General features: G+C 74.5%; 13 protein-coding genes. 7 read left to right on the top strand and 6 right to left on the bottom strand.

Annotation, left to right across the window (positions count from 1 at the left end; all coding sequences use genetic code 11):
- The first annotated feature begins 113 nt into the window (after positions 1–113).
- The gene (locus ABT106_RS09015) at positions 114–899 is read left to right on the top strand and encodes a VOC family protein (RefSeq protein WP_351274479.1); all 786 of its coding nucleotides are present in this window, start codon (positions 114–116) and stop codon (positions 897–899) included.
- Positions 900–982: 83 nt separating this feature from the next.
- Here ABT106_RS09015 and ABT106_RS09010 read toward each other — a convergent pair whose 3' ends face one another.
- The 3 genes from ABT106_RS09010 to ABT106_RS09000 form a co-directional block, all read right to left on the bottom strand.
- On the bottom strand, positions 983–1,783 hold the full coding sequence (locus ABT106_RS09010) for an enoyl-CoA hydratase/isomerase family protein (protein ID WP_351274476.1): 801 nt from the start codon (positions 1,781–1,783) through the stop codon (positions 983–985).
- Between the two features lie 265 nt (positions 1,784–2,048).
- Positions 2,049–4,283 (bottom strand): acetate--CoA ligase family protein, encoded by a 2,235-nt coding sequence (locus ABT106_RS09005; protein WP_351274473.1) that lies wholly within the window; start codon positions 4,281–4,283, stop codon positions 2,049–2,051.
- A 253-nt stretch (positions 4,284–4,536) separates the two neighbouring features.
- Positions 4,537–5,694: a flavin-containing monooxygenase gene (locus ABT106_RS09000; protein ID WP_351274471.1), complete on the bottom strand. Its 1,158-nt coding sequence runs from the start codon at positions 5,692–5,694 to the stop codon at positions 4,537–4,539.
- Positions 5,695–5,913: 219 nt separating this feature from the next.
- On the opposite strand from ABT106_RS09000, the gene ABT106_RS08995 reads away from it, so the two are divergent.
- Positions 5,914–6,366, top strand: coding sequence for a DoxX family membrane protein (locus ABT106_RS08995; RefSeq protein ID WP_351274468.1), 453 nt, complete (start codon positions 5,914–5,916; stop codon positions 6,364–6,366).
- Entirely contained in the window at positions 6,363–6,782 is a 420-nt protein-coding gene (locus ABT106_RS08990) for a Zn-ribbon domain-containing OB-fold protein (RefSeq protein WP_351274465.1), read from the top strand. Before ABT106_RS08995 ends, ABT106_RS08990 begins: the two co-directional genes overlap by 4 nt.
- Positions 6,783–6,843: 61 nt before the next feature.
- Here the strand turns inward: ABT106_RS08990 and ABT106_RS08985 are convergent, their stop codons facing one another.
- Positions 6,844–7,518 (bottom strand): pyridoxine/pyridoxamine 5'-phosphate oxidase, encoded by a 675-nt coding sequence (locus tag ABT106_RS08985; protein WP_351274462.1) that lies wholly within the window; start codon positions 7,516–7,518, stop codon positions 6,844–6,846.
- A gap of 197 nt (positions 7,519–7,715) precedes the next feature.
- Here ABT106_RS08985 and ABT106_RS08980 point away from each other — a divergent pair, with 197 nt between their 5' ends.
- Positions 7,716–8,270, top strand: a complete 555-nt coding sequence (locus ABT106_RS08980; RefSeq protein ID WP_351274459.1) for a hypothetical protein — start codon at positions 7,716–7,718, stop codon at positions 8,268–8,270.
- Positions 8,271–8,279: 9 nt separating this feature from the next.
- On the opposite strand, the gene ABT106_RS08975 is transcribed toward ABT106_RS08980, so the two are convergent.
- The gene (locus ABT106_RS08975; RefSeq protein WP_351274457.1) at positions 8,280–9,482 is read right to left on the bottom strand and encodes a thiolase C-terminal domain-containing protein; all 1,203 of its coding nucleotides are present in this window, start codon (positions 9,480–9,482) and stop codon (positions 8,280–8,282) included.
- Positions 9,483–9,816: 334 nt separating this feature from the next.
- Between ABT106_RS08975 and ABT106_RS08970 the strand changes: the two genes are divergently transcribed.
- On the top strand, positions 9,817–11,022 hold the full coding sequence (locus ABT106_RS08970; protein WP_351274454.1) for an acyl-CoA dehydrogenase family protein: 1,206 nt from the start codon (positions 9,817–9,819) through the stop codon (positions 11,020–11,022).
- The gene (locus ABT106_RS08965) at positions 11,022–11,507 is read left to right on the top strand and encodes a nitroreductase family deazaflavin-dependent oxidoreductase (RefSeq protein WP_351274452.1); all 486 of its coding nucleotides are present in this window, start codon (positions 11,022–11,024) and stop codon (positions 11,505–11,507) included. The genes ABT106_RS08970 and ABT106_RS08965 overlap by 1 nt, the downstream gene beginning before the upstream one ends.
- 60 nt (positions 11,508–11,567) lie before the next feature.
- Here ABT106_RS08965 and ABT106_RS08960 read toward each other — a convergent pair whose 3' ends face one another.
- Positions 11,568–12,215 carry a TetR family transcriptional regulator gene (locus ABT106_RS08960; RefSeq protein ID WP_267727096.1) on the bottom strand — a complete coding sequence of 216 codons (648 nt, stop codon included), beginning with the start codon at positions 12,213–12,215 and terminating at the stop codon, positions 11,568–11,570.
- 335 nt (positions 12,216–12,550) lie between these two features.
- On the opposite strand from ABT106_RS08960, the gene ABT106_RS08955 reads away from it, so the two are divergent.
- Positions 12,551–13,345, top strand: a complete 795-nt coding sequence (locus tag ABT106_RS08955; RefSeq protein ID WP_351274448.1) for a VOC family protein — start codon at positions 12,551–12,553, stop codon at positions 13,343–13,345.
- The last annotated feature ends 139 nt before the right edge of the window (positions 13,346–13,484 follow it).

Here is a 13,484-nt window from a genome sequence, read left to right as displayed (position 1 = left end):
TGTGGCCGCCGTACGGGTGAACACCTCGGCCCGGGGGCGGCCCGTACGCCCCTGCCGTCGCGGGGCTGGGCATCGTGGCAGCGACCGCGTCCGCGCACTCCCGGAGGACCCCCATGCTCGGCACCGACTTCCGTACCGGATCGCCCAACTGGCTCGACCTCGGCAGCCCCGACGTCCCGGCGGCCACCGCCTTCTACAGCGCCGTGTTCGGCTGGCGCTTCGCCCCGGCCGGCCCCGACACCGGCGGCTACGGCTTCTTCCAGGTCGACGGCAAGACCGTCGCCGCGATCGGGCAGCTCACCGAGGAGGGCGCCTCGTCCGCCTGGATGCTCCACTTCATGACACCCGACGTCCAGGCCACCGCCGCCGCGGTGCGGGAAGGCGGCGGAACCGTCCGGATGGAGCCGATGGACGTCATGGGGGAAGGCTGGCTGGGGCAGTTCACCGACCCGCAGGGCGCCCAGTTCGCGTGCTGGCAGCCCGGACGGACCGCGGGCTTCGACCTCGCCTCGGCCGACAACACGCTGGTGTGGGCGGAGCTTCACGTACCCGACCCGGTCGCGGACATCGGTTTCTACGCCGGGCTCTTCGGGTGGCGGCACGCCGAGATGGACGCGCCGGGCATGACCTACCGGGTGCTGAGCATCGCCGACGGGGACCAGGAGGACGGCTCCTTCGGCGGGGCCGCGCCGCTGGCGGACGGCGGCGCGGAGCAGGCGCGCTGGGTGCCGTACTTCAACGTGCCCGACGTCGACGCCAGCACCGGACTGGTGGAGCGCAACGGCGGGTCCGTGCTGATGCCGGGCGCGGACGTGCCGGAGGTCGGGCGGATCGCGTGGGTCGCGGACCCGGCGGGGGCGGTGTTCGCGCTGCTGAAGCCGGATCCGTCCCAGCGGTAGGGGGCGGGCGGGCCGGGCGGGCCGGGCGGGCCGGGGCCGGCCCGCTGCCGGACTGGTGGAGGACTGGTGCCGGCCCGGCCGGGCTACCGGCCCCGGTACGTGGGTGTGCGGCGCTCCACGAAGGAGGCGACGCCCTCGTTCGCGTCGGCCGTGGTCATGTTGATCTCCTGAGCGGCGGCCTCGGCGGCCAGCGCGGCCGCCCGGTCGCCGTCGAGGGAGGCGTTGACCAGCTGCTTGGTCAGGGCGAGGGCGCGGGTCGGGCCCTGCGCGAGGCGTTCCGCCCAGGCGCGGGCCGTCTTCTCCAGCTCGCCGGCCGGGACGACCTTGTTGACCAGGCCCAGGCGCTCGGCGTCGGCCGCCGGGAGGGCGTCGCCGAAGAACATCAGCTCCTTGGCCTTCTGCGGGCCGACGAGACGGGGCAGCAGGTACGCGCCGCCGCCGTCCGGGACCAGGCCGCGGCGGACGAACACCTCGATGAAGCGCGCCGGTTCGGCGGCGATCACGAGGTCGCAGGCGAGGGCGAGGTGGGCGCCGATGCCGGCGGCGGTGCCGTTGACGGCGGCGATGACGGGTTTCTCGCAGTCGAGGACCGCCGTGATCAGGCGTTGCGCGCCGAGCCGGATCATGCGGGCCACGTCGCCTGCGACGCGGTCGCCCGCGGGCGGGGCGCCGCGGAGGTCGGCGCCGGCGCAGAAGCCTTTGCCGGTGGCGGTGAGGACGACGGCCCGCACGGCGGGGTCGGCGGAGGCTTCGCCGAGCAGCGCGATGACGCGCTCGCGCTGGTCCCAGGTGACGGCGTTCATGGCCTCGGGGCGGTTGAGGGTGATCCAGGAGACGCCGTTGTCCGTGCGGTGGAGGATGTCGTCCGGGGGCGCGCTGCTCAAGGGGGACTCCCTTTGGGATGGGGCGGGTTCGGGTTCGGGGGGCGGGGTGGGGCCGGGCGGGGGTGGCCGGGGTCGGTGCCGGGGTGGAGGGTCGTCCGGGACTGCATGATTCATGGCGTTCGACTTCGCCGGGTTGTGCGGGCCCCCTCGCGCCACACATCACGTTTTACGTCCCGGCCAACCCCCCCCACCCCGTCCCCGCCCCCGGCTCGGGGGCCCTCCCGCCGACCGTTGGGTCTGTCCGGCTCGGGGTCGCCTGGTGGGGTCAGCGGCAGATGGCCAGGGCGTCCAGGGCTACCGCGCCCTGGCCGCGGGGGAGGACCATCAGGGGGTTGATGTCCAGTTCCGAGAGGTCGTCGCCCAGTTCCAGGGCCATCCGCTGGATCCGCAGGATCACCTCCACCAGGGCGTCCACGTCGGCCGGCGGAGCGCCCCGGACGCCCTCCAGCAGTGCGTGGCCGCGCAGTTCGGTGAGCATGTCGCGGGCCTGGTCCTCGCCGAAGGGCGGGACGCGGACCGCCGCGTCGTGCAGGACCTCCACCAGGACCCCGCCGAGGCCGACGGTGACGGTGGGGCCGAACAGGTCGTCCTGGGTGACGCCGACGACCATCTCCACGCCGCGTTCGATCATCTGGCAGACGAGGATGCCGTCCAGGGGGACGTCCTCGTAGCGGGCGATGTCCGTCAGCTCCCGGTACGCGTCGCGGATCTGGCTCGCGGAGGTGAGGGCGACCTTGACGAGGCCGAGTTCGGTCTTGTGGGCGAGCTGGGGGCCCGACGCCTTCATGACGACGGGGTAGCCGACCAGGCCGGCGGCCCGGACGGCCGCCGCCGCGCTCGTCACGAGCTGCTCCCGGGGGACCCGGATCCCGTACGCCCGCAGCAGTTGCTTCGCCGCGTGCTCGCTGAGCTGCTGGCCGGGCCGCATCAGGGCCTGGGCCTTGCGGAAGGAGGGGGAGGGCGTGCGGGGGGCCTCGTCGAAGGGGGAGCGGTAGGCGGCGGTGAAGCGGTGGTGGCCGAGGTAGGCGCGTACGGCGGTGATGCAGTTGCCGAAGGTGCGGAAGGTGGCCACGCGGGAGGAGCCGAGGAGGGTGGTGCGGTAGGCGTCCTCGGTGCCGACGGGGGAGCCCCAGATCACGCAGATCAGCTTGTCGGTGGCCTCGGCGGCGTCCACCAGGTCCTGGGCGAGCCGGTCGCTCATCGGCGGGAAGGGGCCGGTGATCGGACAGATCAGGACGCCGACGGACGGGTCGGCGAGGATCGCGTCGATGATCTTGCGGCCGCGCCAGTCGCCGACCGGGTGGCCGCCGTTGTCGACGGGGTTGGCGACGTTCAGGTACTCCGGTATCCACTGGTGGAGCTCGTCCTGCTTGGCCGCGTCGAGGGCGGGCAGCGTGAGGCCCGCCTCGGTGGCGAGGTCGGAGAAGTGGGCGCCGGTGCCGCCGGAGATGGAGTACACGACGACCCCGTCGGCCTGCGGCCTGCGGGCCCGGGCGAGCAGGGCGGCGGTGTCCTGGAGCTCGTCCAGGCCGTCGACGCGGATGACGCCGAACTGCCGCATGGCGGCGTCCACGACGGTGTCGGCGCCGGTCAGCTTCCCGGTGTGGGAGGCGGCCATCCGGGCGCCGGTCTCGGTGCGGCCGACCTTGACGGCCACGACGGGTACGCCGGCCCGCGCGGCCCGGTCGGCGGCGAGGAGGAAGGACCGGCCGTCCTTGAGGCCCTCGACGTAGCAGGCGATGGCCCCCACCTCGGGCTGCTCGGCGAAGTAGGAGATGAAGTCGGAGGTCTCCAGGTCCGCCTCGTTGCCGGTCGGCGCCCAGTGGGAGAGGCGGATGCCCAGTTCCTGGAGGGAGTAGACGGGACGCCCCTGGTGGCCGGACTGGGTGATGAGGGCGATGGCGGGCCCGTCGAGGTCCTGACGGAACTCCTCGAATGCGTTGAGGTTCGTGTTGGGGCCGAGCAGGCGCAGGCCCGAGCGCTGTACGGCGGCCGCCAGCCGGTCCTGGGCGGCGGCGCCCGCGTCGCCGGTCTCCGCGAAGCCGGAGGCGAAGGCGACGGCGAACTTCACCTTCGTCTCGGCGAGTTCCTCGATGACGGGGAGCGGGTCGGCGACGAGGAGGACGGCGAGGTCCACCTGTTCGGGCAGGTCGGCCACGGAGGCGTGGCAGGCGAGGCCGAACACGGCCGTCCGGGTCGGGTGGACGGGATGGAGCCGGGCGCCGACGCGCTCCGCCCAGGCGATGAGCTGGCGGGTGATCCCGGTGTTCGGTCTGCCCTCGGCGTCCGAGGCGCCGATGACGGCCACCGACTCGGGCCGGAAGAACCGGTCCAGGTCGGGGACATCGGAGTGCAGGGGCCGCCCGCTGACGTCCAGCGCGACCGCGTCCTCGGCGGACGGCGCCGCCGAGGAGTGGACGGCCGTCCTGGGGGTCTCCCCGCAGGCTTCGACACGTGCGCGGAAGTCGGTGGTGAGAGTGCCGTGAGTAGATCCAAGCATCGTTCCGCCCGCTCCTGCTCGATGAACCTCAATAACTGACGCGTAGTCAGATTACTGAACTGACGTGCCGTCAGGAACAGGGCTGCGCAGGAAAGTGGTGGAGGTGGTGTGTGGAACGGTGTCAGACGCCCTCGGACCGGGTCCAGAGTGCGGTTCAGGCCGAGGTGCCCGGTTCAGGCCGGGGTGCGCCGACGGCGCGGGGGTTCGGGTCCTGGTCCTGCGGGTCCGGTTCCGGCCGGAGTGCCGGCCCGGCTCAGGTCCGGGTGCGCAGGTGCCGGGCCACGGCCTTCGCGATCCGGTCGGCGTCCAGGGCCATTTCGCGCAGGGCTCCGCTGATGGGGTTGGTGAACCCGGTGAAGTACAGGCCGGGCGCTCCGTCCGGGGCGCGGCCGCCGCGCGTACGGGGCCTGCCGCGCTCGTCGAGCACGCCCAGGTGGCCGACCGTGCCCTCCAGGGCCCGCCGGTAGCCGGTGGCCGCGACGACCGCGTCCGGGGTGATCCGCGCGCCGTCGGCGAGCACGACCGCGGCGCCGTCGAAGGACTCCACGGCGGCGACCGGCTCGACCGCGCCCCGGCGGACCGCGTCGATCAGGCCGACGTCCTGTACGGGGATGGCCCCCTCCCGGACCCTGCTGTACAGGCCGGTGGCGGGGCGGGGGAGGCCGTACGCCGACAGGTCCGGGACGGAGGCCCTCGCGACGAGCGCGCCCAGCCGGTCGACGAGCCGCACGGGCAGCCGGCGTACGAGGATCCCCGTGCGCTGGGCCGGCCAGCCGGCGGTGGAGCGGCGCACGATGTGCGGGGCGGTGCGCACGGCGAGCCGTACGCGGGCGGCGCCGCCCTCGGCGAGGTCGACGGCTATCTCGGCGCCGGTGTTGCCGACGCCGACGACGAGGACGTCCTGCCCGGCGTACGGAGCGGGGTCGCGGTACTCGGCCGCGTGCAGCAGCCGCCCGGTGTAGCCGTCCCGGCCGGGCCAGGCGGGCACGTGGGGGGTGTGGTTGAAGCCGGTGGCGACGACCACGGCGGCGGCCGTGAGCACCCGGCCGCCGCTGGCGTGCAGGGTCCAGCCGCCCCCGTCCTCGTCGGCGGCGGGCTCGACGCGGGTCACCTCGACGCCGGTGACCAGCTCCAGCTCGTGGAACTCGGCGTACTTCTCCAGGTAGCGCACGACGTCCTCGCGCGAGACCCACCGCCCGAAGCGGCGCGGCATGGCCAGGCCGGGCAGGGCGGAGAGGCGGCGGGTGGTGTGCAGGTGGAGCCGGTCGTAGTGGCCCCGCCAGGAGGAGCCGACGGTGTCGGACCTCTCGACGACGACGGTACGGACCCCGCGGGCGCGCAGCGCGGCGGCGGCGGCGAGGCCGCCGGGGCCGGCGCCGATGACGTACACGGGAGTCGGCTGGGTGGTCATGTCGGGTGTTGTGGGGGGTCCGGGCATGAGGAGTGATCGTATCGCCACGCTGGGTTGATGGGTCTCGGACGAGGAGGGAATCGATTGCGGATCGATCACGGAAGGGGGTGGGCGTGACGCGAGGGGACGGCCGGGGCCTTGCGGGAACGCTCCGGATCCGCTGAACTGACGTACCGTCAGATATTGTGCTCGTCGTGGTGGAGGGGTGGAGGGCTGCCGATGCAGACCGTCTGGCTCAGTGGGGCCGAATGGCTCGCCGTGCTCCGGATAGGGCTCGGCCTGTGGTGGCTGGAGAGCTGGCGGCACAAGGACAAGAAGGGCTGGTTCGAGCGCGGGACCGGCATCGCGTGGGCCGCCGACGTCGCGGGCAAGCACCGCTGGGGGTTCGTGAAGGGCGGCTTCGAGAAGGTGGTGCGGCCTCGGCCGAAGGCGATGGCGTACCTCGTCGTCTACGCCGAACTCGCCCTCGGGCTGGGCCTGGTGCTCGGTCTCCTGACGCCGGTCGCCCTGGTCGGAGGGCTGCTGCTGAACCTGCTCTACCTGGTGCTGATGATCCACGACTGGGCCGAGCAGGGTCAGAACGCCATGATGGCGCTCATCTCCCTCGTCGCGCTCTTCGCCATGGGCTGGCAGACCTGGTCCCTCGACGCCGCCTTCGGGCTCTTCCTGTGACCGCCCGGTACGACCTCCCGGAGGCGGACGACTTCACCCGCCCCTACTGGGACGCGGCGGCCCAGGGGCGGCTGCTGCTGCGCCGCTGCGCGGACTGCGGGCGGGCGCACCACTACCCGCGCGAGTTCTGCCCGTTCTGCTGGGCCGGGGAGGACCGGGTGGCGTGGGAGGCGGCGAGCGGCCGCGCGACGCTCTACACCTGGTCGGTGGTGCACCGCAACGACCTCCCGCCGTTCGGGGAGCGGGTCCCGTACACGGCGGCCGTGGTCGACCTGGCGGAGGGGCCGCGGATGATGACGGAGGTCGTCGACTGCGAGGCGGCGGACCTGGCGGTCGGCATGCCGCTGACGGTGACCTTCCGCGAGGCGGCGGACGGGGTGGCGGTGGCGGTCTTCCGCCGGGCGGCGGCGGGGTAGGCGGGAGGCGGCTGCCGGTCGGTGCGGTCCGGGCGGTCGGGGCCGGTCCCGACCGCGGCCGTTACGGCCAGAGCAGCTCGCGGGTCCAGGCGCCGTTCGGGGTCTGGCGGTAGCGGAGGCGGGTGTGGCGGCGGGCGGCGTCGCCCTGGAAGAACTCGACCTCGACGGGGGCCAGGACGTACCGGGTCCATGTGGGCGCCGGAGCGTCCGGTTCGGCCCCGGCCCGCTCCCAGGCCGCCTCCGACGCCCGCACCAGCTCCTGCGTCGAGCCGAGGACCTCGCTCTGCCGGCCGGTCAGGGCGGCGGCCAGCGCGCCGCGCGAGCGGACCGCCAGATCCGCCCGGCTCTCCCGCGCGTCGCAGGCGGTGACCCGGCCCCGCAGCCGGATCTGGCGGGCCACGGCGGGCCAGTAGAACCCCAGCGCGGCGTCCGGGTGGCCGGCCAGCTGCTCGCCCTTCGCGCTGGTGGCGTGCGTGGCGAAGTGCCAGCCGCGGGCGTCGGCGTCGTGGAGCATCAGCGTCCGCACGTCGGGCCGGCCCTGCGCGTCGACCGTCGCCAGGCTCATCGTGTGCGGCTCCGGCTGCCCGGCCCCGGCGGCGTCCGTGAACCACTCCCGGAACAGCGGCAACGGCCCGGCGGGCGCGGCTGCGGGGTCGAACGCGGGAAGCGGACCGTCCCACACGCGCAGGGAGTGCAGGGTGGCACGGAACTCTTCGCTGCCGATCTCTCGCGTCATGGTCACAGGCTAGGGGGTGTCGTCAGAGTCGTTCCGTACGCCCGCAGGGCCGGGCGCGCTGCCGCGCAGGGGGCCCCGAATCTCCGCGTATCTCCTCGTACGGACGGCCCTTGGTCACGGTTTGGCCGAAAAGCATCCGCTACGGGCGTCCGTTCATATGATGTGCCTCCTTCGAACGGCTTCTGGTGGGGGTACCGATGGCTAGAGATGGAAGACGGCGTACGAACGGCCCGGTCCGGCGGGCGCTGGTCGCCCTGCTCGTGGCGGGCGTGGCGGTCGCCTGCGGACCGGCGGACGGCGGGGCTCCCGCCGTGACGCCTCCGCCGGTTTCCTCGGCCGCGGCCCCGACCGCGAGCCCGAGCCCCACACCCACGCCCACACCCACGCCCACGCCCACGCCCACGCCCGAGGCGGCGTCCCCGACGGCGGCCCCCGCCGCCGCCCCCGCGGCCGTACCGGGCCCCTCGCCCACCCGGGCGGCCGCCCCGCGCACCACGGCCCCGGCCGCCGACCCGAAGCCGCCCGCCACCAGCCAGGCGCCCCGGCCCGCGACGAAACCGGCGGTCCGGCCGACGACGCAGGCGCCGACCCGGCCGGTACCCGCCGACTGCGAGATCGTCTCCAACGCCGGCAACTGCTACAACGCCGGCCAGTTCTGCCGCAAGGCCGACCTGGGCCGGTCCACGCACGCGGGGAACGGGCGGCTGATCCACTGCCGCCAGGACGGCGGCCAGCCGCGCTGGCAGTACTGACGACACCCGCTAACGGCCCAGCAGGATCGTTCCCGAGGAGCAGAACCAGCCGCCCGTGCCCGAGGCCAGGGCGACCTCCGGCAGGCGGCCGCCGGCCTTCACGACCTGGCCGGCGCCCGCCTCGCCGCGCAGCTGGCGGACGGCCTCGACCAGCAGGAACAGTCCGCGCATGCCCGGATGGCAGGCGGAGAGGCCGCCGCCGTCGGTGTTGACCGGGAGTTCGCCGTCGCGCAGCAGGCGGCCCTTCTCGACGAAGGCGCCGCCCTCGCCCTTGGCGCAGAACCCGAGGTCCTCCAGGGTCACCAGGGTCATGTACGTGAACGCGTCGTAGATCTCGGCGAGGTCGACGTCCGCCGGGGTCAGGCCGGCCCGTTCGAAGGCCAGGCGGCCGGAGACCGCCGCGGGGGAGACGGTGAAGTCCTCCCACTCCGACATGGTGGTGTGCGAGACCGAGGCGCCCGCGCCCAGCACCCAGACGGGAGCCTTCGCGGTGTCCGGTACGTAGTCCTCCGCCGCCAGCAGCACCGCGCAGCCGCCGTCCGAGCGGATGCAGCAGTGCAGTTTGGTGAACGGGTCGGCGATCATCTCGCCGGACAGCACCTCGTCCACGGTGATGGGGTCGCGGAACATCGCGTCGGGGTTCGCGGCCGCGTTCGCCCGGGTCTGCACGGCCACCGAGGCGAGCTGCTCCAGCGTCGTGCCGTACTCGTGCATGTGACGGCGGGCGGCCATCGCGTACTTGGAGATCAGCGTGTGCCCGTACGGGACCTCGAACTGCAGCGGTCCCCGCGCCCCGAAGGAGAGGTTCGAGGTCCGGCGGCGGGCCTTGATGTCCGCGCGGGCGGTGGATCCGTAGACCAGCAGCACGGCGTTGGCGTGCCCGGCGGCGATGGCGTCCGCCGCGTGGGCCGCCATGACCTCCCAGGTGGAACCGCCGACCGAGGTGGAGTCGACCCAGGTGGGGCGCAGGCCCAGGTACTCGGCCACCTCGACCGGGGCGAGGGTGCCGAGGCCGGCCGAGGCGAAACCGTCGATGACGGAGCGGTCCAGTCCGGAGTCGGCCAGGGCGCGCCGGGCGGCCTGCGCGTGCAGGGCGTAGGGGGTGGGGCCGTCCACCCGCCCGCAGTCCGAGAGGGCGACACCGACGACCGCGACCCGGCGGCGCGGTGCGGGGGAGGGCAGGGGGCGGGGCTGTCCCGACGGTCCAGGCATGAGGAGACGGTATATCTGACGATGCGTCAGACGCTAGACCGCGAGCCGCCCGGACGCGGGCCCGGCGGGGGTGCGGACCTGGCGGGGGTGCGGACCTGGCGGGGGTGCCGGGCCACCGTCCCGGCGGGCCCCGGCCCGTCGGGCGACCGCCCCGCCCCGCCCTCCCCGCCGGCCGTGTGCGGCCCTCCCCGCCGGCCGTGTGCGGCCCGCCTCCCGGCCGCGTGCCGCCCCGCCTCCCGGCCCCGGGCGGCAACGCCCCGTCGTCCGCCCCCTGTGCATCTGGCCCCCGCCGCCCTAACATGACGGCCCGTCAGATACGGGGAGGAGCCCGACGATGGATGCCGCCTTCACCGCGGAGCAGGAAGAGATACGCCGCACCCTGCGCGAGATCCTGGGCAAACGCTGCGGCCCGGACGAGGTCAAGGCCGCCGTCCGTACCGCCGCCGGACACGACCGCGAGCTGTGGCAGCAGCTCGCCCAGCGGCTCGGGCTGCCCGGCCTCGCCGTCGCCGAGGAGTACGGCGGCGTCGGCTGTACCCCCGCCGACCTGGCCCTGGCCTGCGAGGAGGCCGGGCGGGTGCTGCTGCCCTCGCCGCTGTTCGCCACCGCCGGGCTCTGCGTACCGCTGATCACCGCGCTCGGCACCGGCGCCCAGCGCTCCGAGCTGCTCCCGGCGCTCGCGGCCGGCGGTCTGACGGCCGCCCTCGCCGTCCCCGGCCCGGTGCTCGCCACCGCCCTCGCGCTGACCGGCGACAACACCTCCGGCGAGTGGGCCGGCGGCGGCCGCGCGGGCGGGGTCCAGGCCCGCGCCGACGGCGACGGCTGGCGGCTGTACGGGGAGGCGGCCCAGGTGCTCGACGGCCACAGCGCGTCGGTGCTGCTGGTCGCCGCGCACACCGGGGGCTTCGCGCGCGCCCGCACGCTGCTGTTCCTCGTACGGGAGGACGCGCCCGGCCTCGTACGCGCGCGGCAGGCCGTGCTCGACGAGACCCGGCCGCAGGCCGCGATCCAGCTCCGGGACGTCCCCGCGCGGCTGCTCGGCGACGGGCGGGGGGAGGTGGACGTCGCGCGGGCCCTCGCCGCCACCGGGGCCACCGCCGCCGCCGTGCTCGCCGCCGAGGCGGTCGGCGCGGCCGGCCAGGCTCTCGCCCGGACCGTGGAGTACGTGCGCCGGCGCGAGCAGTTCGGCCGGGCGATCGGCTCCTTCCAGGCCGTCAAGCACCGGCTCGCCGACCTCTACGTCCAGACGCAGGCGGCCCGTTCGGCCGCCTACTACGCGGCGTGGGACCCGGCGCAGGGCGGACTCGCCCTCGCCCAGGCCCTGGAGGCCCTGCGCGTCACCGCGGGCGAGGCGATCCAGCTGCACGGCGGCATCGGCTTCACCTGGGAGCACGACGCACACCTGTACTTCAAGCGGGCGGCGTCCGACGAGCTGCTGTTCGGGCCGGTCCACCGGCTGCGGGCGCACGCCGCGCACCGGGCCGGCCTCTTCACCCCCTCCGCGGAAGCGGAATCCGAGAAGGAGAAGGTGGCCGTCTGATGGCCGTGAATCCCGGCGTCGGCGTCAAGCTGATGCGGAAGGTCTCCTCGACCAGGCTGTTCGCCAAGGTCGCGCCCCACTTCATCCCCGCCATGGACAAGGCGGTGCACAGGCTGACCCGCGGCAAGGTCATCCTGAGCGCCCGGATGCTGCCGGGCGTGATCCTCACCGCCAAGGGGGCCAGGACGGGCGTGCCGCGTTCCACCCCGCTGGCCTGCATGCCGGAGGACGGCGGGGCGGCCTGGCTGCTGATCGGCTCCAACTTCGGCCGGCCCGGGCACCCGGCGTGGACCGGAAACCTGCTCAAGCACCCGGACGCGGACGTGAGTTGGAAGGGCCAGGACATCGCGGTCCGGGCCCGGCTGCTGGAGGGGGAGGAACGGGCGGAGGCGTGGGCGGCCGCCCTGGTGTTCTGGCCGCCGTACGCGACGTACCAGGCGCGCATCGAGCGCGAGATCCGGTTGTTCCGCCTGGAGCGTCGCTGATCGCAGGCGTTGGGCGGCACGGGACCGCCCCGGGACGACGGACCCCGGAAGGGTCCGTCGTCACTTGGTCGGCTTCTTGCCCGTGATGCCGAGGTGGACGAGCAGGGCCAGGTTCGGCTTGAGTTCGGCCTGCTTGACGCCCCAGGTCTGGAACCCCTTCTGGTGCGAGGCGACCGCGGCCAGCATCGCGACCAGCGAGCCGGCCATCGCCGCGGGGCTGACGTCCTTGTCGACCTTGCCCTTGGCCTGGAGGTCCTTGACCGACTCCGTGAGGGAGTTGGTGACGGAGTTCAGGATCTTCATGCGGATCTTGTAGAAGCGCTTGTCGCCCTCGGCCGCGCCGAGGTCGACGACCCGCAGGATCGCGTCGTTGCGCCGCCAGAACTCCAGGAAGCCCTCGACCAGTTCCTCCGCCGCCGACCACCCGGCCTTGCCGACCCAGGTGCGGCCCTCGACGAGCGACGTCAACTGCGCGCCCTCGCTGGCCATGTGCTCGGCGATCTCCAGGACGGCGCCCTCGACGTCCGGGAAGTACTGGTAGAAGGTCGCGGGAGAGGTGCCGGCCTTGCGGGCGACGTCGATCACCTTGACGTCGCGGTACGGCGAGGAGCTGAGCATCTCGCTGAGGCAGTCGAGCAGCTTCTGCCGCGTCGCCTGGCCGCGCCGGCCGGCGACACGCCCGTCGACGGTGCGTACTTGTCCTGTCATGCCGTCAGCTTACCGAGGGGTGATCGGCGCGCTATTCGGCCGCCTGCAAATGGGGTTACGGGGCCGCTGGCCTGGCCCGGAGCCGGTCCTGAGGGGCCCCGCCGCGTCGCGTACCGGCGGTCGGGGACGTACGGCCCGTACGGGCCCCGCGCGCACGCCGCCCCGCGCCCACCCGCCGCCGTCCCGCGCCGCCCGGCCGCCCGGGGACCGGCCGGTTGCCCGCGGCCGTCCCCCGAATAGTCTTATCAACAGGCTGTGGACAAGTTTTCGGGCTAACCATGGCGGGGAGGGGCGAAGAGGGCACGAACCACCGCACAACGGAAGGAACCGGGCTCATGGCCGCATTCGCGGAAGGCGCACCCTGCTGGGTCGACGCCTCGCTGCCGGACGTCGAGGCGGGCAAGCGCTTCTACGGTGAGCTCTTCGGGTGGACCTTCGCCAACGGCGCCGGCGACCGGTACGGCCACTACACGCAGGCGTACAGCCGGGGCCGCAACGTCGCCGCCCTCGCCCCCAAACCGGACGGCCGCATGCCCACCGTCTGGGGGATCTACCTCTACACGACCGACGCCCACGCCTGCGCCCAGCGCATCCGCGCCGCCGGGGGCCAGATGGTGATGGACCCCATGCCCGTCGGCCCGTACGGGACCGCCGCCCTGGCCGCCGACCCCGGCGGCGCCGTCTTCGGCCTCTGGCAGCCGGGCACCCACCACGGCTTCGACGCGCAGCAGGAGCCGTACACGTACTGCTGGACCGAGGTCTACACACGGGCCCGCGACGCCGTCGACGCCTTCTACGCCAAGGTCTTCGGCTACGTCCCCCAGGACCAGGACGACGCCGGCGTCGAGTACCGCATCTGGTCCCCGCCCGGCAGCGCCCCCGGCACGCACACCGCCGTGATGGGGCGCAGCCTGATCACCGACGCCTTCCCGGAGGCCATGCCGGCGCACTTCCTCGCCTACTTCGCCGTCCCGGACTGCGACGCGTCCGTCGCCGCGGTGCAGCGGCTGGGCGGCCGGGTCACCGCCGATCCGTTCGACACCCCGTACGGGAGGATCGCGGTCGTCGCCGACGATCAGGGGGCGGTCTTCGGGCTGCTCTCGGAGCCGCGGACCCGCCCCGCGGGCTGACCGCGCGGCGTCGCGGGACCGTCCCCGGGCCGTCGCGGGCCCGTCCCGGGGCCGGACCGGGCGCGGGCCTGACAGAATCGGGGTTGCGCGACCCCGGGCGGCGCCCGGGGGTGAGACGCTGCACGGGGCCGCGCCCCGG

Origin of the sequence: Streptomyces sp. NPDC002044, assembly GCF_040296725.1 — a bacterium.
Lineage (GTDB): Bacteria > Actinomycetota > Actinomycetes > Streptomycetales > Streptomycetaceae > Streptomyces > Streptomyces antarcticus.
Note: the sequence above shows the minus strand (reverse complement) of the source record. Positions and strands in the feature narration are given on the sequence as shown.